At 70.3% G+C, this 22,198-nt stretch carries 19 protein-coding genes and 1 pseudogene; 12 read left to right on the top strand and 8 right to left on the bottom strand.

Annotated features, from left to right (window positions below; all coding sequences use genetic code 11):
- The first annotated feature begins 731 nt into the window (after positions 1-731).
- The 4 genes from OHS33_RS38540 (at position 732) to OHS33_RS38525 (ending at position 3,619) form a co-directional block, all read left to right on the top strand.
- Positions 732-920 (top strand): hypothetical protein, encoded by a 189-nt coding sequence (locus OHS33_RS38540; RefSeq protein ID WP_330335581.1) that lies wholly within the window; start codon positions 732-734, stop codon positions 918-920.
- A gap of 743 nt (positions 921-1,663) precedes the next feature.
- Positions 1,664-2,380, top strand: a complete 717-nt coding sequence (locus OHS33_RS38535; protein ID WP_330335580.1) for a hypothetical protein — start codon at positions 1,664-1,666, stop codon at positions 2,378-2,380.
- Positions 2,377-2,850: a MarR family transcriptional regulator gene (locus OHS33_RS38530; protein WP_330335579.1), complete on the top strand. Its 474-nt coding sequence runs from the start codon at positions 2,377-2,379 to the stop codon at positions 2,848-2,850. Before OHS33_RS38535 ends, OHS33_RS38530 begins: the two co-directional genes overlap by 4 nt.
- 235 nt (positions 2,851-3,085) lie before the next feature.
- Entirely contained in the window at positions 3,086-3,619 is a 534-nt protein-coding gene (locus tag OHS33_RS38525; protein ID WP_330335578.1) for a GNAT family N-acetyltransferase, read from the top strand.
- A gap of 3 nt (positions 3,620-3,622) precedes the next feature.
- On the opposite strand, the gene tpg is transcribed toward OHS33_RS38525, so the two are convergent.
- From tpg to OHS33_RS38500, 5 genes and pseudogenes are all read right to left on the bottom strand, one after another.
- Positions 3,623-4,183: a telomere-protecting terminal protein Tpg gene (tpg, locus tag OHS33_RS38520; protein WP_330335577.1), complete on the bottom strand. Its 561-nt coding sequence runs from the start codon at positions 4,181-4,183 to the stop codon at positions 3,623-3,625.
- A gap of 8 nt (positions 4,184-4,191) precedes the next feature.
- Positions 4,192-6,564 (bottom strand): telomere-associated protein Tap, encoded by a 2,373-nt coding sequence (gene tap / locus OHS33_RS38515; RefSeq protein ID WP_330335576.1) that lies wholly within the window; start codon positions 6,562-6,564, stop codon positions 4,192-4,194.
- 126 nt (positions 6,565-6,690) lie between these two features.
- Complete coding sequence (locus OHS33_RS38510) at positions 6,691-7,611, bottom strand: ParB/RepB/Spo0J family partition protein (RefSeq protein WP_330335575.1); 921 nt, start codon at positions 7,609-7,611, stop codon at positions 6,691-6,693.
- A complete protein-coding gene (locus tag OHS33_RS38505; RefSeq protein WP_330335589.1) occupies positions 7,608-8,888 on the bottom strand; it encodes a ParA family protein in 1,281 nt (426 codons plus the stop codon). The genes OHS33_RS38510 and OHS33_RS38505 overlap by 4 nt, the downstream gene beginning before the upstream one ends.
- Positions 8,889-9,320: 432 nt before the next feature.
- Positions 9,321-9,488, bottom strand: a pseudogene (locus OHS33_RS38500) (TetR family transcriptional regulator); the annotation flags it as partial.
- 151 nt (positions 9,489-9,639) lie between these two features.
- Here OHS33_RS38500 and OHS33_RS38495 point away from each other — a divergent pair.
- Positions 9,640-10,632, top strand: coding sequence for an NAD-dependent epimerase/dehydratase family protein (locus tag OHS33_RS38495; protein ID WP_330335574.1), 993 nt, complete (start codon positions 9,640-9,642; stop codon positions 10,630-10,632).
- 393 nt (positions 10,633-11,025) lie between these two features.
- On the opposite strand, the gene OHS33_RS38490 is transcribed toward OHS33_RS38495, so the two are convergent.
- The 3 genes from OHS33_RS38490 to OHS33_RS38480 are packed head-to-tail and all read right to left on the bottom strand — an operon-like array spanning position 11,026 to position 13,632.
- Entirely contained in the window at positions 11,026-11,799 is a 774-nt protein-coding gene (locus OHS33_RS38490) for a hypothetical protein (protein WP_330335573.1), read from the bottom strand.
- 36 nt (positions 11,800-11,835) lie between these two features.
- Complete coding sequence (locus OHS33_RS38485) at positions 11,836-12,612, bottom strand: SDR family NAD(P)-dependent oxidoreductase (RefSeq protein ID WP_330335572.1); 777 nt, start codon at positions 12,610-12,612, stop codon at positions 11,836-11,838.
- A 54-nt stretch (positions 12,613-12,666) separates the two neighbouring features.
- Complete coding sequence (locus OHS33_RS38480; protein ID WP_330335571.1) at positions 12,667-13,632, bottom strand: ScbA/BarX family gamma-butyrolactone biosynthesis protein; 966 nt, start codon at positions 13,630-13,632, stop codon at positions 12,667-12,669.
- 495 nt (positions 13,633-14,127) lie between these two features.
- Here OHS33_RS38480 and OHS33_RS38475 point away from each other — a divergent pair, with 495 nt between their 5' ends.
- The 7 genes from OHS33_RS38475 to OHS33_RS38445 all read left to right on the top strand — a co-directional run bounded on the left by OHS33_RS38475 (position 14,128) and on the right by OHS33_RS38445 (position 22,102).
- Positions 14,128-15,366, top strand: coding sequence for a cytochrome P450 family protein (locus OHS33_RS38475; RefSeq protein ID WP_330335570.1), 1,239 nt, complete (start codon positions 14,128-14,130; stop codon positions 15,364-15,366).
- Between the two features lie 307 nt (positions 15,367-15,673).
- A complete protein-coding gene (locus OHS33_RS38470) occupies positions 15,674-16,405 on the top strand; it encodes a ScbR family autoregulator-binding transcription factor (RefSeq protein WP_330335569.1) in 732 nt (243 codons plus the stop codon).
- 189 nt (positions 16,406-16,594) lie between these two features.
- Complete coding sequence (locus tag OHS33_RS38465; protein WP_330335568.1) at positions 16,595-17,386, top strand: helix-turn-helix domain-containing protein; 792 nt, start codon at positions 16,595-16,597, stop codon at positions 17,384-17,386.
- Between the two features lie 248 nt (positions 17,387-17,634).
- Positions 17,635-18,483: an AfsR/SARP family transcriptional regulator gene (locus OHS33_RS38460; RefSeq protein WP_330335567.1), complete on the top strand. Its 849-nt coding sequence runs from the start codon at positions 17,635-17,637 to the stop codon at positions 18,481-18,483.
- 143 nt (positions 18,484-18,626) lie between these two features.
- Complete coding sequence (locus tag OHS33_RS38455; RefSeq protein ID WP_330335566.1) at positions 18,627-19,370, top strand: ScbR family autoregulator-binding transcription factor; 744 nt, start codon at positions 18,627-18,629, stop codon at positions 19,368-19,370.
- Between the two features lie 607 nt (positions 19,371-19,977).
- Complete coding sequence (locus OHS33_RS38450) at positions 19,978-20,832, top strand: AfsR/SARP family transcriptional regulator (RefSeq protein WP_330335565.1); 855 nt, start codon at positions 19,978-19,980, stop codon at positions 20,830-20,832.
- Between the two features lie 37 nt (positions 20,833-20,869).
- Positions 20,870-22,102, top strand: a complete 1,233-nt coding sequence (locus tag OHS33_RS38445; RefSeq protein WP_330335564.1) for an epoxide hydrolase family protein — start codon at positions 20,870-20,872, stop codon at positions 22,100-22,102.
- Positions 22,103-22,198: the final 96 nt, after the last annotated feature.

Raw genomic sequence — 22,198 nt, 5'->3', positions numbered from 1 at the left:
CCCAGGCGCTGCGCGCCTGGGAAGGGATCGCCTTCGCTTCGCTCAGGCGACAGGCCCCTTTGCTTCGCGAAGGGGCGGCGCGCTTCGCGCGCCAGAGATAGCCCTCCGCTTCGCTTCGGGCTGAAGGCCCCCTTCCCAGGCGCTGCGCGCCTGGGAAGGGATCGCCTTCGCTTCGCTCAGGCGGCAAGACCCCCCTCGCTTCGCGAGGGGGCGGTGCGCTTCGCGCACCAGAGATATCCCTCCGCTTTGCTTCGGGCTGGAGGCCCCCTTCCCAGGCGCTGCGCGCCTGGGAAGGGACCGCCTTCGCTTCGCTCAGGCGAGAGGACCCCCCTCGCTTCGCTCGGGGGCGGGCCGCTTCGCGGCCCATAGCCGGCCCTCCGCTTCGCTTCGGGCCCAAGGGCCCTTTTCCCAGGCGCTGCGCGCCTGGGAAGGGGCCGCCTTCGCTTCGCTCAGGCAAGAGCAGCCCCCTGGCTTCGCTCGGGGAGGCCTGCTTCGCAGGCCAAAGCCGCCCCTTTGGGGCGGAAGGCCTCCGCTTCGCTCCGGCCTAGTGATCTCCCTAGCTGAGCTCTGCCGAGTAGAGCCGACTCTTTGAGCCAGGTGACCTCAGCTTCGGGTCGAACCTTCCGCGGTTTCATGCCGAGCCCGATCGGCTCAGTATGACCAGGCATCAGTCCAGCTCTCGTGTCAGGCTCGATGAGGATCACTGACCTCCGGACAAAGGAGACACTCTGATGGGTATCAAGGACGAGATGCAGGAGAAGGCCAAGAAGGCCAAGGAGAAGCTGCAGTCAAAGCAGGATGAAGCTTCGCAGCGTGGCAAGACCGAGCAGGAGCGACTCAAGCAGCGAGCTGATGAAGCCCGCCAAAGTGGCACAAAGTCCTTCGATGACATTCCGGATGAGATGGACGACCGTCGCTAGCTAGCGTGGCCAATGGGGCCTGCATCCCTAGGGGATGCAGGCCCCATCAGCTTGACCACCGCTTACTGTTTTGCCTCGTCAGAGCCAAGTTTTGAGTAGAGGGAGGCTCACCTGAAAATTGGTTGATCAGGTGTGTTCGAGAATGACTCTGTGGTCTATGACCGTTTAGTGCAGGGGAGTTAACGCCGTTAACGCTTGTTGAGTGTCTCTGATTCAAAACAGTCTGTGGATAGAAATGGGAATCAGTCAGATTCAGGGCTGTTCTGGACAGGGTGTCCGGGGAGCGGTGAAGATCCACAACTACTGATGGGGCGTCAGGAAGTGCAGGGCAGAAGTGCCTTGCAGACGACGTTAAGTGCGCGCAGCGGGACGACCACCGGCCTATAGAGGGTACGGAGATGCGTTGCCGCAGGTCAGACGGGGTTCGCGGGGAAAGATATGTCCCCTCAGGAGGGACATATCTAGGGCGTTGTGTCGCTGCTGGGGGGACAGAGCGCCTACAAAACGTCAGTGCGGCTGACGGTTTTTGGCCCAAAACGTCTGCGGGGCTGACATAATGCGGGAGATATGTCGGCGGACTGCCGGGAGGAGGCGTGGGGTTCGTGAGAGGGGCACGGAGGGGGCTTCGAAGAGGCCGTGGCCGAGATGTGTCCCCTCAGGGGGGACGTAAGACACGCCGAACGTCAACGAGCGTGACACTAGTGTCACCCTTGTTGACATACTGCTTTCCGCAGATCAACGAAGTGGAGAGCATCCTCGTGTCATCAGAGCCACAGCGCCGTCGGCCGAGTCCGTCGCGCGCGCCGCGTCCTGATCTGCCCGTTGATGACGCGATCTCGGCGTGGAGTCAGCCGCTGGCGCCCGTCAAGGATCTGGACAGCCTCGCGAAGAGGTACCCGAGCCGGAAGCTGACTCTGGACGGCGAGCGCAAGCCGCTGGAGTTCTACGGGACCCAGAGCCAGCCAAACGCGTTCTCGATGGACAGCCTCGAGTTTTTTCTTGTGATCGCGCAGTACTTCCGTGAAGCACTGCCGTTGCGCCTGATCCTGCTGCTGATCGCGTGCCAGAGAGCGGGGGGGCGGATTCCGCTGACCCAGGAGGAGATGGCTACGATCCTGGATGTCAGTCGGACAAAGACGTCGGAGGCGCTCCACACGGTCATGTCTCATGGGATCGTCTTCAAGGTGAGGCGGGGTGTGTATCAGTTCAACCCGCCCTACAGTTACCGAGTAGCCGAGTTCATCCCGGGTACTGAGACAACGGGTGAGTTTGTGAAGGTGGAGCAGTCCAGCACCATCTCGCAGATTCGCGGTGACACGAGCTTGCCGGATCTGGTGCGGTTCCCGTCGCTGGACCACATGCGGCAGGCGATCGAGGAACTGCGGGCCGAACGGGCCAAAGAGCGCGCTGCGCGTCGGCTTAGCCGAGGACAGCGCAAGGAAGAAGGGACAGCTCAGTGAGCACCTTGCGATTCGCTGCGGTCAACGCCGACGGGCTTCTCTCTGACCTGGACCTCCCGCCCGCGGCCTACCGGGTGCTGCTGAAGCTGCGTTCGCTGAGCGAGCCCGGCGGGCGGATCCTCATCGATCAGGCCTCGATCGCCGGGATGCTGGATCTGAGCCGGCCGAGCGTGAACGCGGCGCTGCGGAGCCTGGAGCTGGCACGGCTGGTGCGGAAGGTCCGTAACGGCGTGTACCAGATCAATCCGATGCTGGCCGGATACAACTCGTTCGAGGACGCGGTGGCGGCCGTGAACGAGATGCCGATGGACGAGCGGCTGGACGCGCGGGGGTATGTCGACAGCTACCACCGCGCGGTGGCGGAGTATCAGGACCAGCTGGCTGAGCAGCGGAAGAAGCGGGCCGTGCAGACGGCCGCGAAGAAGGCTGTCGAGGCGAAGCGGAGGCGGACCCTGCACGCCGTGGGGTGATGCCGGTGGGACGTCGTCCGTTGATGAGGCGCTATGGAGTGGCTGAAGCCGCTCGGTGGCGCCTCTCGGCTTGTGGGGGTCTTGGCGACTATCTGGCCACTGAGGGCGGGGGATAGGGGCTCAGAAGGGCCTTGGGGGCCCTTGACGGGGTATCTGGGTGGCTGTCTGTGGGCGATGGTGACGGACTGACAGGTTGGGGAGGGTGCGGGGGCGGGGTGGTGGGGATCATGGGGGGATGAGTGATCATCTGGTGGGTGCGGCGGGCGGTGTGGTGCGGCTTGAGCGGTATGCCGAGGCCGAGTTGAGGGAGATCCTCGGGGACGGGGGCGATCCGTTCGGGGTGGCGGACGTGGGGCTCAGCTGGTTGGCCAAGGAGGTGCACTTCGGGGTTCGGCTGGATGGGCGGCTCGTGGCGCATGCCGGGTTGCTCAGGCTGCCCGTGGTGGTCGGTGGGGTTCGTGGCGAAGTGGTGGGGGTCGGGGGAGTGGCCGTCGCGGCTGATGTGCGGGGGCAGGGGCTGGCGCGGCGGGTCGTCGCCGCGGCTCTGGAGCACGCGGGAACGCTCGGGCCGCGGCACGGGCTGCTCTTTTGCCGGGAGGCCCTGGTGCCGCTCTACGAGCGGCTCGGGTGGCGGGTGGTGGGGGAGGACGTCCACGTCGAGCAGGGCGACGGAACTGTGCTGATGCCGTTGCGGACCATGGTCATCTCTCTGGGGGAGGCGACGGAGTGGCCTGGTGGTGGGGTGCGGCTGCTTTCGTTTCCCATGTGAGCGTCAGAAGTTGAAGTCGATGTAGTCGATGTCGGTGAAGTCGACCAGGAGGCCGGGGGCGCGGGAGCCCTGGTCGCGGAAGTAGACGTCCTGGAGGCCCTGGGCGGTGATGTGGCGCAGTTCCGTTTCGGTGGCGCCGGATTCCTGGGCGGCGAAGAGGCGGGACGCGTACTCCGGGGGCAGGTGCTGGGTGATGCGGCGCATCCGGCCGTCGTCGGTGGTGCCGGGGGCGGCGGTGAAGCCGAAGCGGGCGCGGGTCTCGACGACGAGGCCGGTGGACTTCGCCGCCTTGGCGCGGGCGCGCTTGCGGACCAGGGGCTGCCAGCTCTTGCGGACCTCGGCTTCGAGGCGGGCCGCGAGGTCGGGGCGGGGGGTCTTGATCTGGCCCTTGAGGTAGCGCTCGACGGTGCGGGGGGAGATGCCGAGGCGCTGTGCGACCGCTTTGGTCGAGTTCTTTTCGGATTTGAGCAGGAACTTCATACGGGCCTGGGGGGACTTCGGGATCGGTCGTGTGAAGTTGTGTTCGTCTGCTTGCGCGAGGCTGTCTTCGATGGTGTCGGACATGTCTTTCTTTATTCTCCGTCGGACGCGGCGTCGTGGCCCTTGATGTGGCGGGCGGGGTTGTGGCCTTCGTCGAGGAGGCCGACGGCCCACAGGAGGGGCTGGGTGCCCTCGTGCTTGACCATGCCCGGGCTGACGCCGAGGCGGAAGCCGCCGGGCAGGGGCTTGCCGTCAGGGGTGCGGGGGAGGAAGTCCAGGGGGCTCGGGCCGTCCGAAAGGTACACCGCGCAGTCGGAGAGGACCGCGATGGGGTACAGGTCGGCGGCGGTGGCGAGCTTGCGCATCTTGCGGTGCATGTTCACCCGGGCCGTGGAGATCACGGCCGCGCGGATGTCGGGGCGCCAGGTGGGGCGTTCGAGGGCGGGCCAGGCTTCGCCGGGGCGGTAGCCGGCGCCCTGGGGGCGTTCGCGGAGCTTGCCGATGCCGCCCTTGACGGTGGCCTTGATGGCGGAGAGGACCGCGGCGAGGGCGGGGTCTTTCTGTTTGTGGACCGACATGGCTTCGAGGAAGGCCTCGTCGGTGAGGTCCGGGGTGACGCCGAGGTCGGCCATCGTGGCCACGTAGGCGTCGCGCAGGCGGGTGTACCAGGCGTCGAGGTACGAGCCGTTGTCCGGGCGGAGCCAGGCTTCGGCGGGTTCGACGCGGTGGCCCAGCTCCTGCGCGTAGGCCAGGGTCGGGGTCGCGTACCAGGCCGGGCCGGTGGGGGGCTTGCCGTGCGGGGTGAAGGGGCTCGGCAGGCGGGGGTCGAGGGAGAGGGCCGAGAGGTCGGCGAGCCAGCAGCCGGGGACCTTCGGGTCGAAGCGGGGGGCCGGGGTGTGGACCGCCGGGCCGAGGCCGACGGTGAGGCGGTTCGCGGCCGCGGCGAAGGCCATGTTGACGTCGATGCCGACCGCGTGGGTGCGGGCGCATTCGGCGTCGGTGAGGAGTTCGGGGTCGCGGATCCAGTCGTACGCCTCTTCGTCGAGGACCTGGTCCGGGGTGCGCTGGTGGGCCCGGGGGTAGAGGGCGGCGACGACCGGGTGCTCGTCGGGGGCCTCCGGGGGAGCGGGGTCGACGGGGCGGGTGAGGGAGCCGGGGACGGGGGCCGATTCCCAGAGGTTGGTCTCGGGGTTGCGGGCCGCGCGGGTGGGCGGGCGCAGGGCCGTCATGAGTTCGAGGCCGGTGACGGCGGTGGAGCCGCGGGGGGTGAGGACGCGGGTGGCGTAGGTGGTGAGCAGCAGGGCGAGTTCGGGTGCGGGGAGGTTCGCGGTCTCCTCGCCCCAGGCGCGGGGGTCGAGGGCGGCCCAGGGGAGCACGGCGAGCTGGACGCACTGGCGGCCGGTGGTGGGGGAGGCCGGGCGGTAGACGCGGGCCCACGGGCCGAAGCCGCGGCGGGTCAGCTGCCACTTGCTCTTGGCGAGCTGCCGGACCACGGGGTGGTTGTCGGGGAGGCGCAGGCCGCGGCGGTCTTCGAGGGTGAGGGGGAGGCCGAGGGCCTCGGTGGCCTCGGGGGTGAGGACGAGGAGGGGGTCGCCGTCCTTGCCGTTGCGGTGGAGGCGGGGGGAGCGGAGGTCGGCTTCTTCGCTGAGGGCCCAGGCGATGAGGGTGGGGAGGTCGGTGGCGGCCTTGGGGGGGAGGGGGAGGATCAGGCCGTTGGTGGTGTGGGCTTGGGCTTGGGCGTCCAGGACGGCGAGGGGGGTGGGGGTGTGGGCTTTGTCCCCTGCGGGGGTGCTGGGGCTCCGCCCCAGGCTCCGCGCCTCAAACGCCGGCGGGGCTGGAGGTGGCGGGGTGGCGTTAACGGCGTTAACGGTCGGCTGGGGTGTGGGTGCGGCTTGGGGTGCCGGTGACGATGACGGTGCCGTGGGGGTGAGGGCGGGGGCGGGGGCGGGGGGAGTGGCTTGGTCCGCTGTGGGGTTCCTGGGGCTCCGCCCCAGGCTCCGCGCCTCAAACGCCGGCGAGGCTGGAGATGGCGGGGTTTGGGGGGCTCCGCCCGGGGCCTTGTGCTCCGGCGGGGCTGGAGATGGCGGGGCTTGGGGGGCTTCGATAGCAGGGGGCGGTGTGGGTCCGGCGTTAACGGCGTTAACGGTCGGCTCGGTGGGTGCGGGTGCGGGTCGGACGTTTGGGGTGGGGGCGTTAACGGCGTTAACGGGGTGGAGGGTGGCGAGGCCGTCCAGGAGGCGGGTGTAGGCCGCGCGTTTGGGGGGGCGGGGGTCCGTGCGGCCCGTTTCCCAGGAGGTCACGGTTTCACGGCGTACGGACAGGGCCTTGGCGATCTGGTCCTGGCTGAGGCCTGCGGCTTCGCGCAGGCGCTTGCGTTCGTCCGGGTGCGGGAGCGCGTCCTGGGCGGCGGCTTCCTCCAGCAGGGCGTCGACCGCTGCGAAGAGGCTCTGTTGTTCGTCGGGCATGTACCTACCTCCGTAGCGGAGCCTAGTCGAGTCGCACGCTTGAACGCACACGAAACGCACGTGGGGGCGTCATCAGCGTTAACGGCGTTAATGCTGGCAGCGCCCCCACCGTGAGTGCCGTCTGTGTCAGATGCGGGTCATGAGGAGTTCCGTGACGGCCTTCAGGTCGTCCGGGGTGAGGTGGGCGGTCAGGGCGTCCGCGATCGTTTCCGGGGATTCCGTCGTGATCGTGATGCGGGGGACCGGGGGTGCGGTGGGGGGTGCGGGAGGGGGCGTGGCGTTAACGGCGTTAACGCCGTTAACGGTCGGCGGGGTCGGGCGGGTGCGCTGGCGCGGGGGGTTAACGGCGTTAATGGTCTCTTCCGCCGCCGCGGCCTGGGATTCCTGCGGGAGGCGGCCGATCCGGCGGGCGGGTTCCACCTTCAGCTCGCCGGTGTCGACCTTCTCCTGAAGGGTGGGGGTGAGGTTCAGGAGGGTGAGCCGCTGGGAGACCCAGGCCGGTGTCTTGCCGAGGCGCTTGGCCACCTGGGCCTGGGAGCCGTGGACGTCCACCAGTTCCTGGAGGGCGCGGGCCTGGTCCATGGGGGCCACGTCGACGCGGTGGACGTTGGCGATCAGGGCCGATTCCAGGATGTCCGCGGCCGAGGTCGAGAGGGCATCGTTGACATGGATGTGCATCGTCTTCAGGCCCGCGAGCTGTGCGGCGGCGAGGCGCCGGTTGCCGTCGATGACGACGTACGGTGCCCGGCCCAGGCCGTCGGTCTGGCCCGGGTGGGCCTCCATGAAGGCCATGCGGGTGGCGACGGCGAGGGGCTGGAGCTGACCCCGGGAGAGGAGCGACTGGGCCAGTTCGTCGATTTCCGTGAGGTCTTCGCGGAGGTTGAACGGGTTGTGGGCGAGGGCCTCGATGGGAACCTCGGACGGGGGGACCACGCCGGAGGTGGGTGCTCCGGTGGCTTCGGCGATGGCCGCGCGGCGGGAGCTGACCCCGGCCGGCTGGGCGCGCGCGAAGGAGGCCGAGACCCCCAGCTTGTCGGCCTTGCTCATGAGATCTCCCTGGCGAGGGCGCGGAAGGCGACGGCCTGGTCGCCCTTGGGCGCGTAGACGAACAGCGGTTGCTTCACGCGGACGGCCTCACGCTGTTCCTTGAGGTCCGGGACGATGGCGACGACACGCGGATCCTTTATGTCCATCCAGGCCTGGAGGGAGGAGGTCGCGATGTAGCCGCGGCGGCCGTCGTAGAGGTTCACGACGAGACCGAGGTAGTCGATGTCGAGGCTGAGGTCGTCGCGGAGGTCGTTGATCTGGGAGGTGAGCAGATCGTAGGCGTCCGCGGAGGAGTCCTCGGCCTGTACGACGATCAGCGCGCCCGAGGCGCCGGGCTGTTCGGCGTCGCGGCGGCGGCCGTAGTAGATGGCCGCGTCCATGCTGAGGCCGAGGCTCGGGGGGCAGTCCACGAGGATCACGTCGTAGTCGGACTCGACGGGGGCGAGGGCGCGTTCGAGGGCGGCCTCGCGGGCGCGGACGGTGGAGAGGCGGACGTCGAGGAGGAAGGCGTCCGTACAGGCGGGGAGGATGTGCAGCCGGTCGCCGAACCGGTCGTCCGCGATGGGGACGATGAGGTCCGAGAGGGGACCCTTCGCTTCGCTCGCCATGTGGCAGGTGAGGCTGTCGCCGCCGATGGGGAGCGGCTGTTGGCCGAGCTGCTTGGTGAGGTGGCCCTGGGGGTCGAAGTCGACGAGCAGGACGCGCATGCCGAGGCCCGGGAGGTCTTCCAGGTCGAACGGGGTCGGGTGGGTGTCCGTCTCTGTGGAATGTGCCCCCGTGGGGTGGGGGTCTTCTTCGGCCGCGAGGCGGGCCAGTTGGCGGGCGATGCGGACCGGGTGGAGGCTGGCCGGGTCCTCGGCGAGGGCTTCGGCGGTGCCCGCGGTGATGGCGGTCTTGCCGACTCCGCCCTTCTGGTTGCACACGATGATGCGGCGGACCACGGAGGGACGCTTGACCGTGGGGGCCGGGTTCATCTCCAGCCAGAGCTGGACCGATTGGGCGAGACCCTGGATGAGGGAGACACCGCGGTCCTTGGAGGTGGAGCGGAACGATTCCCACTGGCCGGCGGGCAGCCAGGTGGAGAACGATTCGGCGCCGGAGGTGTCGACGGGGGAGGGGGCGGAAGCGAGGGCGCTCCAGTGGGAGATGCCTTGGTGTACGGCGTCCTGGATGTCCACCCGCAGCTGTGCCGTGCGGATTTTCAACTCCTGGCGCAGCCACGGGGGCAGCTTGGAGACGACCTTCTCTCGGTCGTTCTGAGACGAGGGCGAAGTCATGAGAGGGACTTTACTAACGTTCAGAGGGTGATGTGGGCGCCACGCTTGAGTTTTGCTAACGGAGTGGGTGGCAACCTGTCTCGGGCCTGGCTGTGCCGGGGAGGGGTGGCTGGATGCCTGCAGGTGGGTGCCCTGGTGGGTGCCTGATGGGTGCCCTGGTGGGTGCCCTGGTGGTGGGTCAGGGGGCGGAGCCGGGACTGCGGGGCAGCTGAAGCAGGTCTCGATCCAGGCGTTGTACGGGGACGGGTCCGGGTCCGTGAACGAGCCGAACTCGATGACCAGGCGGATGCCGGCGTGGATCCGGACGTTGGTGCGCAGTCCGTGGGCCATCTGGTGGGACAGGTCGATGGCGGTCTGGAGACCGGGATCGACGACGGCGGGCACGTCCTCGGAGACCTGGAACTGCTCGTCCATCAGGGTGCGGGCGAGGGCTTCCTTGGACGGGAAGTGGAAGTACAGGGCGCCCTTGGTGACACCGGCGTGCTTGACCACGTCGCTGAGGCTGGTCGCGCCGAAGCCGGACCGGTCGAAGGCGATGGCCGCGCCGTCGAGGATCGCCTGGCGGGTGATCTCGGCCCGTTCCTGCCTGGCCCTCGCCACGTGCGGTCTCCTCGGTCGGGGGTGGTTCGGCCGGGGCCGAGTGGTGGTGTTAACGCCGTTAAGTGGAGTTGGGTGGTCCGGTTGTTAACGGCGTTAACGGTGTCGGGCGTTAACGCCGTTAACGCCCGGGTGGGTGGGGTGCTGTACTACCGTGCCGAGCCGAAGGGTGGGTGAGGGCATGGGCGGCGGGGGAGTGCTCGTGACCGGCGGCGCCGGGTTCGTCGGGGGACATGTCGTGGAGCGGCTCGCGCGGTGGGCGGGCGGTGGTGGTGCGGTGCCGGTTCGGGTGCCGGTTCGGGTGCTGGTGCACCGGAGTGCGGTGGAGGTTCCGGGGGTCGAGGTGGTCCGGGGGGATCTCGCTGGTGGAGCGTTACGAGGGCTGTGCGACGGGATCGGGACGGTGCTGCACCTCGCCGCGCGGATCGGGGACGACGAGGAGGAGTGCCGGGCCGTGAACGCCGAGGGGACGCGGGCGTTGCTCGCGGAGGCCGGGCGGGCGGGGGTGCGGCGGATCGTTCAGCTCGGGACGGCAGCGGTGTACCGGGACGGGGCGCACCGGGGAGAAGCCGAGGGGGAACTGCTCGAGGGGCCGGAGTCGGTGACGAGCGTGACGCGGCTGGCGGGTGAGCGGATGGTGCTGGCCGCGGGTGGCACGGTGCTGCGGCCGCACCTGGTGTACGGGCGGGGGGACCGGTGGATGGTCCCCGGGCTGGTGGGTCTGATGGCGCGGCTTCCGTACTGGGTGGACGGCGGGCGGGCGCGGATCTCGGTGGTGGGTGTGGACGCGCTGGCCGATGCGTTGGCCGAACTCGCGGTACGGGAGGAGCCTCTGGGGGGCGGGGTGCTGCATGCCGGGCATCCGGTTCCGGTGACGGCCAGGGAACTGGTGGGCACGGTGGCTCGGGAGCTGGGGCTGCCGGGGCCGCGGGGGGACGTGGACCTGGCCGGGGCGATGGAGTTGTTGGGGGCGGTGGACGATCCGGTGACGCGGCGTCGGGTGTCGCTGCTGGGCGTCGACCACTGGTACGACAGCGGGCGGTTGTGGGGGATGGTGTCGGCGTCGCCTGGGCCGGGGTTCGGGGAGGGGTTCGCCGCTTACGCGCCGTGGTATCGGGAGGCGATGGCGCTTGGGCGGCGTGGCTGAGGCACTGCGGGTGTGCTCTCGTGCCCGTGGTTCTGCCCGTGGTTCTGGGTGATCGTGGTGCGGTGTGCTGCGCTGTGCCGCGGTGGTGGTGCCGGATCGGCTAGTGGGCGTCGAGGTGGACTGGCAGTCGGCCGGATGTGTCCAGCACGGCGGAGGTGGAGGCGGTGATGACGGCCGGAGGCGACACGGGCCGCGATGGCCCGCAGCGGCCCACAGCGAACAGGTCAGATCACGGGGCGGTACCCGTTGCCTCCGGCGGCGCCTCAAACGCCGGCGGGGCTGAAGGGGGTGGCTGGGCTGTGGGTGGTGGCCGGTTGGGGGCGGCGGGGTTGAGGGAGGCCGGGTTGAGGGGGGTGAGGTGGGTTGGTGGGGCGGTGGGTGTTCGGGTTTGGGTCAGGTGGTTGCGTCGTCCAGGCGGGTGAGGGTGGTGCGGAGGGACTGGGCGCGGTCGACGGCGTCTGGTGGGAGGTGGGCCAGGCAGGAGCGCAGGGCTCGTACGGTTGTCAGGCGGACGTTGCCGGGGTCGGTGGCGTCGAGCACTGTGTCGATGGCCTTGAAGGCCCAGAACTGGGCGAAGGGGAGGGTTTCCGTGGTGGCTGCTGACACTAGGGGCTGGAGGTGCTCTGCTTCCGGGCAGGCGTACAGGCGGGCGTAGGCGCTCAGGCGGGTGCCGCCGTCCGTCGAGGCGAGGGCGGTGGGGACGTCGAATCCGGTGAGGTGTGGGGTGACCCTGATCAGTTCCGCGAAGATCTGCTCCTGGCGGTAGGTCCGCTCCGGGCCGGAGGGCATTCTGCGGCGCAGGGCGGTGAAGTCGGCCGTGAGTCGGCCGACCCTTTCGGCCGCGGCTTCGCCCTGGAGGGTCTCGTCCCCTGAGGTGACCAGGGCGACCCGTGCCTGGCGGCTCGCGCTGTTCACGGCCAGTCGTACGTCCTCGGCCTGCTGTTCGGCGGCCTCCAGGCGTTCCTCCAGCTTGCGGTACTGGATCTTGGCGCCGCCGGGAAGTTCGAGGCTCTCGAAGAGATCGCCCAGCCAGGGGATGAGTGCGATGGCGGCCAGGGCCAAGGTGATGCCGTCGATCCTCAGATCGGGCCGGGCGAGGTGGATGGCGGCCACTGCCACCGCGGCTGCCGAGATCAGCGGTGCTGTCAGACGGTTTCGCCGGTTCATCGGTGCGCTCCCCTCTCCCCGGTTCCGGCGGCGCGTTCAGTTCGCGAGGCGGCCGCCGTCGACGGGGAGGGTGGTGCCGGTGATGTACGAGGAGTGGTCGGCGCAGAGCCAGGCGGCGGCCTCAGCGATCTCCGTGGTTTCGGCGAGGCGGTTCAGCATGGCCTTCGACGCCATGGCGGTTTCGCGGGCCGGGTGGTCGGCGGCGAGCCAGCCGGTGAGCATCTCGCTGCGGGTGGCGCCGGTGGCCAGGACGTTGACGCGGATGCCGTGGGGCGCGTACTCCTTGGCGGCGGCCTTGGTCAGGCCGATCACGGCGTGCTTGGCGGCGATGTACGGGGATCCCGCGACGGTGGCGACCAGGCCGGCGGTGCTGCTGTTGTTCACGATGGATCCGCCACCGGATTCCAGCATCGCGGCGAGTTCGGGGCGCATGCAGTTCCACACCCCGCGTGCGTTGGTGTCCATGACGCTGTCGTAGATCTCGTCGTCCATCAGGTGCATGGGGCCCGGCAGGGCCGCGAGGCCCGCGTTGTTGAAGGCGGCGTGCAGGCCGCCGTAGCTCTCGACGGCCGTGGCGACCGCGCGGGCCGCGTCCTGGGAGCGGGTGACGTCGGCGACGACGTACTGGGCTTGGTGACCGGCGGCCGTCAACTCGGCCGTCAGCGCGGCGAGTTCCGGTTCACGGCGGGCCACCAGGGTGACGCGGGCGCCTTCGCGGCAGAACACGCGGGCGGCGGCGGCGCCGATGCCCGCGCTGGCACCCGTGATCAAGGCAGACTTTCCCGTGAGCGCACCAGCAGGGCCACGTGTCATGGACGGGACATTAGCAGCGGTGGCACGCCGGGGTGGAGTGGTTCGGACGGTGCGTCAGCGGAGCGTTCCGGTGACCGTGGAGCGGAAGACGGTCTGCCCCTCCTGGTGGCCGGTGACGTCGATGACCGTGGGGGTGCGCGGGGTGGCCTCGATCCAGCAGGGGGTGTCCAGTTCGGCGTAGTGGTGGAACTCGGTGGACACGGCGGAGGGGGCGAAGCCCGCCGCGGATCTCAGTCCGCAGGCGGCCTGGCGGGCGGCCTCGACGAGGACCATGCCCGGGTGGTGGTCGTTGGCGTGCTCGAAGAGGATCGGGTGGTCGAGGTCGGGGCTCAGCAGCCAGCGGCCGGCGTCTTCGGTGGGCGCGAGGACCACGTCGAAGGGGAGGAGCCGTCCGGCGGTCGCCGCGGGGATGGGCGTACGTCGCTCCAGGGGCCGGGCCAGGCCGGCGCGGCCGCGGTCGCCGCGCAGGCGGCGGTAGGTGGCGGGGGCGACGCAGGTGAAGCGGGCGGTGCCGGTGGCGGCGAGGCGGCCTGCGCGGTGGATGTCGACCTGGAGGAACCCGCCGAAGCGGTTGCCCTGCCAGCCGAAGTCCGTGCAGGTGGCGACGATTTCGAGTTCGCTGGGCCCGCGGCCGATGCGCAGCCGGTCGGGGTCGGAGGCGAAGTCCAGGCTCCACAGCAGGACGTTGTGGCCGAGGGGGACCCCGTACACGGCGTGGCAGAGGTAGAGGCCCACCTGGCGGATCGTCTCGCCGGCCTGGACCGGGTCGTGGCTGGTGCCGTCGGCGCTGGTGAAGAAGGTGTGGGCGCGGGGCCACTGGCCGGTGAGCGAGAAGGTGTCGGCGCCGATCAGGTCGCAGCCGGTCAGGAAGACCTCGGCCAGCGAGGAGCGGTGGACGTACTCCCGGGGGACCGTGGTGGTCAGCTGGGGGGCGGGGGCCTCGTTGCAGCGGGTCCATGGTGCTCCCGTCGGCTCCAAGGGGCGGGCCGGGGGGTTCTTCCGGATCGTCAGCATCGTCATGGACCTCTCCACAGAGCCGTACGACGGATGGGATGGGCAGCGCACGCGAGACGCAAGATACGTACTCTCCGGTTTTGTTTGCAAGGTGCTAAAGGTGTCCGCATGTCGCACGTGTACCAATGTCAACATCTCGGATGACAGGTTTGGCGGCTCGTCGGGCGGGTCTCACCAGCGAAGTTCCGGTCGGAAGGTGTCGGCGGTGACGGCTGGGTTCCGCCCCAAGTGAGAGCTGGTCTTCCGGTCATATGCCCCGGTCCGGCGGGGTGTTGGCGGGTGCGGGGCCATGAGGGGAATTCAAGCCACCGTCAAGTGTAGGTCGAGCGGCATGCCGGTGGTGGCGTACACGTGTGCCCAATGCCAAACTTGGCTCCGCCGCCGGTGAGTTCAAAACCGGATGGGCGGTTTGGAATACAGGGTGTGGAGCTTCCTGCGCACCCCGTCGCCAATGTGTCACCACCTCATTGCCGATCCACCGCCGACCCTCTGGAGCCACCGATGAACCGTCAGTGCCCCTACGTGCTCGACCTGTCCGGAACGGACATCCACGCCGAGGTGGCGCACCTCCATCAGCAGGGGCCCGCGACGCGGGTGATCCTGCCGGGCGGGCTGGCCGGCTGGGTGCTGAGCGGGAGCGACACGATCCGCGCGCTGCTCGTCGACCCCCGGGTCTCCAAGGACGGCTACCGGCACTGGCCCGCCTGGATCAGCGGCGAGGTCGGCGCGGAGTGGCCGCTGGCCATCTGGGTCTCCGTACAGAACATGATCACTGCCTACGGGCCCGAGCACACCCGGCTGCGCAAGCCCGTGGCGGCGGCCTTCACCGCGCGGCGGGTGGGCCGGATGCGGCCGCTGATCGAAGAGGTCGCCGACGAACTGCTCGACCGGCTCGCCGAACTGCCGCCGGACACGGTGGTCGATCTGCGCACGGCCTTCGGGCACGAGCTGCCGACCCGGATCGTCTTCGAGCTCTTCGGGATACCCGAGCGGTCGTGGGCGCCCCTGCACACGATCATCAAGGGGTTCTTCGACACCACCATCACGGCCGAGGACGCCCAGGCCAACGGCGAGCTGATGTACGCCACGATGACCGACCTGCTCGCCCACCGGCGGGCGCACCCCGGCGACGACATCACCACCGTGCTCATCAACGCGCGGGACGAGGGCGACGGTTCGCGGCTCAGCGAGAAGGAGCTGATCGACAACCTGATCCTGCTGCTCACCGCGGGCTACGAGACCTCGGTGAACCTCATCTGCTCGGCGGTCCACGCGCTGCTGGGCAACCCCGGCCAGCTGGAGCTGGTGCGGAGCGGGGGCGCCGAGTGGGACGACGTGGTCGAGGAGACGCTGCGGCTGGAACCGCCGGCGACGTACGGGCTGATGCGCTTCGCGGTGGAGGACATCGAGATGGCGGACGGGGTGGTGATCCCGAAGGGCGATCCGATCGTGGTGTCCTTCGGCTCGGCGGGGCGCGACCCCGCGGTGCACGGGCCGGACGCCGGGAGCTTCGACATCACCCGGGCCACGCGCGGGGACCACCTGTCCTTCGGGTTCGGGACGCACCACTGCCTGGGGGCCTCGCTGGCGCGGCTGGAATGCCGGGTGGGGGTCGAGCGGCTCTTCGACCGGTTCCCGGACCTCTCACTGGCCGTCCGGCCGGAGGAGCTGCGCACGGTGGACTCGTTCATCTCCAACGGGCTGGAGTCGCTTCCGGTGTTCCTCGGTGCGGCGCGGTAGCGGGGGGCGCGGCGTGCGTGGTCCGGGGCGACTTGACACACTCGGCCCGCCGACCTGACACACCCGACCTGACACAGATGCGACGGGGTTCTCCGCGGCGGGTGCGGAGCGGACCCGGGCCGGTGAACAGGGAGTGTCCCCGAGGTGCGGGGGGAAGGTGTGGCCGGCGGGGCTCCGGGCCCCGAGAGGATCAAGGGTGAACCGTTGTCTGCTTGATAAAATACGGACCTTCTGGTTGGTTTTAGCGGGGGTGGTGGATCCTGTTCACAGGACCAGCCTGAACCGACCCTGGACAACGGAGGCACCCGTGGCACGACAGGAACGTGCGGTCCGTACGCGTCGCGCGATCTTGGAGGCGGCCGCCTCGGTCTTCGACGAGCGCGGCTACGACGCGGCCACCATCGCGGACATCCTCGCGCGCGCGGGCGTCACCAAGGGCGCCCTGTACTTCCACTTCGCCTCGAAGCAGGAGCTGGCGCAGGGCGTGCTCGACGAGCAGTTCGGCGAGGCCGGTGTGCCGTCCAGAGAGAGCAAGCTGCAGGAACTCGTCGACGTGGCGATGCTGCTGGCCCACCGGATGAAGCACGAACCGATGCTCAGCGCGGGGGCCAGGCTCTCGCTCGGGCCCGGGATGCGCGAGATCTTCGGGGGCGGATCGGTGCCGGGCTGGATCGAGTTCACCCGTGAACTGCTGGTCCAGGCGAAGCGGCAGGGCGAACTGCTGCCGCACGTGGATCCCGCCGAGACGGCCTGGATCCTCTCGGCCTGCTGGACGGGTGCGCAGATCTACTCGCAGACCCTCAACGACCGCGCGGACATCGAGGACCGGGTGGCCTCGGTCTACCAGCACATCTACCCGAGCATCTCGACGCCCGCGATGCTCTCCAGGCTGGACATCGCGCCGGACCGCGGGCGCCGGGTGGCCCTGGAGCTGGAGTCCCTGGCCGGGGCGGGCGCGGGTGCGGGAGCAACGGCGGGTGTGGCGGCGGGTGCGGGTGCGGGAGCCGGTGTGGGAGTCGGGTTTCCGGGCGGGCGGTAGGCCGGGACGGCGTGTCGGACCGCGCTGTCGGGCGGCCGCGGGCCGACTCCGGTTGGAGCGGTGGTCGGCCGCCGTTCACCTTCCCGCTCCGGCGGGGCGCGAGCGCCGCTCCAGTGGGGCCGCCGACTGTGTCGGCTGAAGATCTTTTACTCCCTTGGGCAAACCGCGAGGGCGGTTTGTGGAGACTCCATGGCCAAACAGGAACGTGCCGCCCGCACGCGTGAAACTCTGGTGCGCAGCGCCGCGGAGGTGTTCGCCGAAGAGGGATTCGTCACCGCGTCGATCGCGACGATCAGCAAGCGGGCCGGGGTGAGCGCCGGCGGCCTGCACTTCCATTTCGAGAGCAAGGCGGCGCTGGCCGAGGCCGTGGAGGACCGCGCCGTGGAGGCGTTGCGGCGGATCACCGTGGGGCGACCGCGACCGCGACCGCGACCGCATGACGGGCCCGCGGCGGCCGGGGCGGCCGCTGTGGCCGGGGCGGGCGGGGCGGGCGGTGCTGCTGGGGTGGCCGGGGCGGCCGGCAACTGGCTCCAGGTGCTGGTGGATTCCACGCACGAGCTGATGGCCCTGCTCGCGGAGGACATCGTCGTGCGGGCCGGATTCGGACTGTGCGCGGACGCCTCGCGGGGCAGCGGAGTGGATCTGAGGCGCCAGTGGCAGCTGTGGGTGGACGAGGTGCTCCGGTCCGCCGCGCGGGAGGGCGCCCTGGCCGAGGGGGTGTCGGCGCGGGACGCCGCGAGCGCGGTGGTGGCCTCGACGGTGGGGCTGGAGGTGCTGGGCGCCGGTGAGCGGGACTGGGTCTCGCGGCAGACCCTCACCCGGTTCTGGACCCTGATGCTGCCGCGGCTCGCCGCGCGGGAGGTGCTGGGGGACCTGGTGGCCGAGGGGACCGGGGGGTCCGGGGAGCCCGGGGGGACTTCGGGGCGGGTGGCGCGGGGTGCGGTCACCGGTGGCGGCACGGGTGCGGGTGCGGGGCGCTGAAGCAGACCAAGCGGTTGGGTTTGCGGCCTCAGGAGGCGGGTCTGTAGGCCCTGTTGAGGCAGGGCCTAGGCCTGCTGAACATCTTCCGGCGCGCGGATCGACGTACAACTCCCCAGGTCAGAGTGGGTTCTTGAGTGTCAGTAGGGCGCGGCTAGGCTGCAAAACAGCGCAACCGGTATGGTATTGACAAACCGTCGGTCCTGTTTTCTACTGAGGATGCGACTCATCCAAGGACAGGGGAGTACGGCGTGGATATCGATGTACTGGGCGCACTGGCCGTGCGGGAGAACGGAATCTCCATCACGCCGACCGCCCCCAAGCCCCGGCAGGTCCTGGCGCTCCTCGCGCTCCATGCCGACCAGGTCGTGCCGGTGTCGGCACTGATCGAGGAGCTGTGGGCGGGCGAACCGCCGCGCAGCGCGCGGACCACCTTGCAGACGTACGTACTCCAGTTACGCGCACTGATCGCGACGGCGCTGGAGCGCGAACCGGACCCGGAGGGCGGCGTCGCGGGCGCCGCCGGTGGCCGGACCGCGAAGGACGTCCTCGTGACGCTGCCCGGCGGCTACCTGCTCAACAGCAACGGCGGCACCAGCGACGTCCGCGAGTTCGACCGGCTGGCCGGGACCGGCTACCGCGCGATGGACGCCGGGGACTTCCCCGGCGCGGCGCGGCTGCTGCGCGAGGCCCTCGCCCTGTGGTCCGGGCCCGCCTTCGCCGACGTACAGGGCGGGGTCCAGCTCGACATGGAGACCCGGCGGCTGGAGGAGACCCGGCTGTGCGCGCTCGACCAGCGCATCGAGGCGGACCTGCGGCTGGGGCGCCACCGCGAACTGCTGGCCGAGCTGACCGTGCTGGCGAGCCGCTACCGCACGCACGAGAACCTGCACGGCCAGTTCATGCTGGCCCTGCACCGCTCCGGCCGGCGCGGTGAGGCCCTCGACGTCTACCAGCGGCTGCGCGGCATGCTCGTGCGCGAGCTGGGGCTCGAACCGTCGGCCGCGCTGCGCCGGTTGCAGCGCTCGATCCTCATGGCCGGCCCCGAGAGCCTCGCGGAGGCGACGGACGCGGGTGGCGAGCGGCTCGTCCGCGTCTGATGCCGGGCGCGATTGCGGATGCGGATGCCGATGTGGACGCGGGGGCGGGTGTGGCGCCGGCCGCGGCGCGGCGTGCCGGTCGGCGCGAGGGTGTGAAGGCGGGTGCCGCGGCTCGGCTGCGCGGGACGAGAGGGGACGGCGCGGTGCAGGAGAGGTCGGAGCGGACCCGCAGGCGGCTCGTCGGCGCCGGGGCCGAGTTGTTCCACCGCAATGGATACGCGAACGCGACCCTGGGCGACATCGCGGGCGCCGCCGGGGTGACCAAGGGGGCGCTGTACTTCCACTTCGCCTCCAAGGACGAGCTGGCGGAGGCGGTGCAGCAGCGGGGCTGCGCGCTGCTGCACGACTCGGTACGGGCGCTGCGCGAGGGCGGGGCCTCGCCGTTGCAGGCGCTGATCGACACCACGCACTGGATGGCGCGGATGCTGCACGAGGACCCGGCGATCCCGGCGAGCTTCCGGATCACCAAGGAGTGCGCGGGCCAGCAGCCGCCGGTGATCGACTTCCAGCGGACGTGGATCACCGCGGTGTGCACCTTGCTGCGGCAGGCGCGGGACACGGGTGAGCTGAGCGCGGACCAGCGCTGGGAGAGCGCGGAGTCGCTGGTGGCGGCCGCGGCGTGCGGCATCGAGGGCATGTCCGGGACCGGCATGCCGTACGGGGAGTTGCAGCGCAAGGTGGCGGCGCTGTGGGCGCTGTTGCTGCCGAGCGTGGTGGCTGCCGGGCGGGCGGGGGAGTACCGGACGCGGGGGGCTGCGCCGCTGTGGGTGGGGGCGGGGCTGGTGTCCGACGCGGAGGAGGGTGCCGGGGGCGAGGGTGCGGGCGGGGTTGAGGGGGATTCCCTGTCCGGGGCGGGGGCCGGTGCGGGTGCCGGGTTCTCTTCCTGAGTTTCCCGGTTCCCGTGGGCCTTTTCCGGTTATCCGGTGAGCACTCCAGTGGAATTCAGGCGGCGTGTGAGTTCGTCCACGCGGGTGCGGGGGTGGGTGCGGCTCGGTGATCCCTCCTGTTGCCTCCGGCGGCGCCTCAAACGCCGGCGGGGCTGATTTTGGCGGTGCCTCAAACGCCGGCGGGGCTGGCTTTGTTCGGCGTGGGCACGCCTTGCCTCCGGCGGCGCCTCAAACGCCGGCGGGGCTGACTTTGCCCGGTGGGCGCCTTCGGCTGTTGGCGAGGCTGACTTTGTCTGGAGTGGGCGCCTTTAGGCGTTGGCGGGGCTGGCCTTGCCCGGGGTGGGTGCCTTCAGCTGTCGGCGGGGCTGGTCTTGCCCGGGGTGGGGGGAATTCCGGGGCGGTGGGGATTTTCCTTCGTGCGTCATTTCGTACGGCTTCGAGCGGAATCCAGTAGCTGTCGGAAGGCGGGCTGGCATCGATTGTGGAGGTGGCCTCGAAAGGGGCTTGAGAATGCGGTGACATCGCGTGGGGCCCGGCTATCTTTCGTGAGTCGAAGGCCGAAAGAAGGCCGAAAAACGAGGTGGCTCGACGACGTGCGGAGGAGACCGTGAAGTTTCGGGTTCTGGGTCCGTTGAGTGCCGAGGTCAACGGGGGCTCGATCGTTCCGACAGCGCGCAAACCGCGGCAGATCCTGACCCTCCTCGCGCTGTATCCGGGGCGGGTCATGCCGGTCCCGACCCTCATGGAGGAGATCTGGGGCACGGATCTGCCGCAGAGCGCGCTGACCACGCTGCAGACCTACATACTCCAGCTGCGCCGAAGACTCGGTACCGCGATGGGCCCCGGAGGAGTGGGGGGTGGGCCGGGCGGAGTGGACGGTGCGGGCGGTGGTGCCAAGGACATTCTGGCCACGCGGCACGGGGGGTACCTGCTCCAGATACCGCCGGAGTGCGTGGACGTGTTCGAGTACGAGAACCTCGTCGCCGGAGGGCACGCCGCCTTCGAGGCCGGGGACGACGAGAGCGCGGCGGCGCAGCTGCGCAAGGCGCTGGCGCTGTGGCAGGGTCCGGCCCTGGTCGACGTACGGGTGGGACCGATCCTGGAGATCGAGGTGATGCGGCTGGAGGAGTCCCGGCTGGTCACCATGGAGCGGCGGATCGACGTCGACCTGCGGCTCGGGCGGCACGGGGAACTGCTCGCGGAACTGGCGGAGATGATCGCCCGGCACCCGCAGCACGAGGGACTGCACTCGCAGGCGATGGTGGCGCTGTACCGGTCGGGGCGGCAGGCGAGCGCGCTGGACGTCTACCGGCGGCTGCGGACCCGGCTGATCGAGGACCTGGGCGTGGAGCCGTCGCCGCAGTTGCAGCGGCTGCACCAGGCGATGCTGACGGTGGATCCGGCGCTGGACGTGGCCGCGGGGCCGAAGCGGGGGTCGACCTTCGATCTGTACGCCGCCTGAGGGGGGTGGATGCCGGGGGCGGTTAGCATTCCCGTGCATGGACAGTGATCTTGAGGTCGGGGTGGGCGGGGCCGGGCTGCGGCCCTTCCGGCTGGACGTGCCGCAGCGGGAACTGGACGACCTCGCGGAGCGGCTCGACCGGACCCGGTGGCCCTCCGAACTGCCGGGTGTGGGCTGGGACTACGGCGTTCCGGTCGATCACCTGCGGGAGCTGGCCGGACACTGGCGCCACGGCTACGACTGGCGGGCGGCCGAGGCGCGGCTGAACGAATGGCCGCAGTTCACCACCGTCATCGACGGGGCGCGGGTGCACTTCGCCCACATCCGCTCGCCCGAGCCGGACGCGACGCCGCTGCTGATGACCCACGGCTGGCCGGGGTCGATCGTCGAGTTCCAGCGGGTCGCCGAGCCGCTCACCGATCCGCGGGCGCACGGCGGGGATCCGCGGGACGCGTTCCACCTGGTGCTGCCGGGCATTCCCGGCTTCGGGCTGTCCGGGCCCACGACCGAGGCCGGGTGGGAGTTCAAGCGGGTCGCGCGGGCGTTCGCCGAGCTGATGGAGCGGCTCGGGTACCCGGCGTACGGGGTCCAGGGCGGTGACTGGGGAGCCGCCGTCTCCCGGGAGCTGGGCCGGATCCGGCCCGAGCGGGTGATCGGCGTCCACCTGAACCTGCTGCCCGGCGGGGGCGCCGTGACCGCGCCGCAGGAGGCGGAACTCGCCCCGCTGAGCCCGGCCGAGCGGGAGCGGACGGTGGCCTCCTGGGAGCGCTACCGGGTGTGGGCGCGGGAACGGCAGGGGTACGCCGACATCCAGGCGACCCGGCCGCAGACCCTGGCGTACGGGCTGAACGATTCGCCGGTGGGGCTGCTGGCCTGGATCGGCGAGAAGTTCGTGGAGTGGACGGATCCGCGGTGCCCGGTGGACCGGGACCAGGTGCTGACCAACGTGATGCTCTACTGGCTGACCGGAACGGCCGGTTCGGCGGCGCGCATCTACTACGAGCGGGCGCACGCGGACCACCACGGCGCGCCCCCGGAGCCGTCGGCGACGCCGACCGCCCTCGCCGACTTCCCGCGGGACAACTTCATTCCGCTGCGCCATGTCGCGGCGCGGACGGACAACATCGTGCGGTGGACCTCCTTCGACAGGGGCGGGCACTTCGCCGCGATGGAGGTGCCGGAGTTGCTGGTGGGGGACGTGCGTGCGTTCTTCCGGGAGCGGGCGGCCGCGGTGGCCGAGGTGGGTGGAGTGGCTGAGGTGGCCGAGTAGGTATATGCCAACTCGGCCGAACGTCTGCGCGAACAGGGAACGCCCTCATAACATAAAGGGCGTTCTCTTTTTTTCTGTAGCGCAGTCAGCCGGGGG

Origin of the sequence: Streptomyces sp. NBC_00536, assembly GCF_036346295.1 — a bacterium.
In the GTDB taxonomy this organism is placed as follows: Bacteria; Actinomycetota; Actinomycetes; order Streptomycetales; family Streptomycetaceae; genus Streptomyces.
The sequence above is the reverse complement of the archived record's forward strand: the minus strand, read 5'-3'. Positions and strand labels throughout refer to the sequence as shown.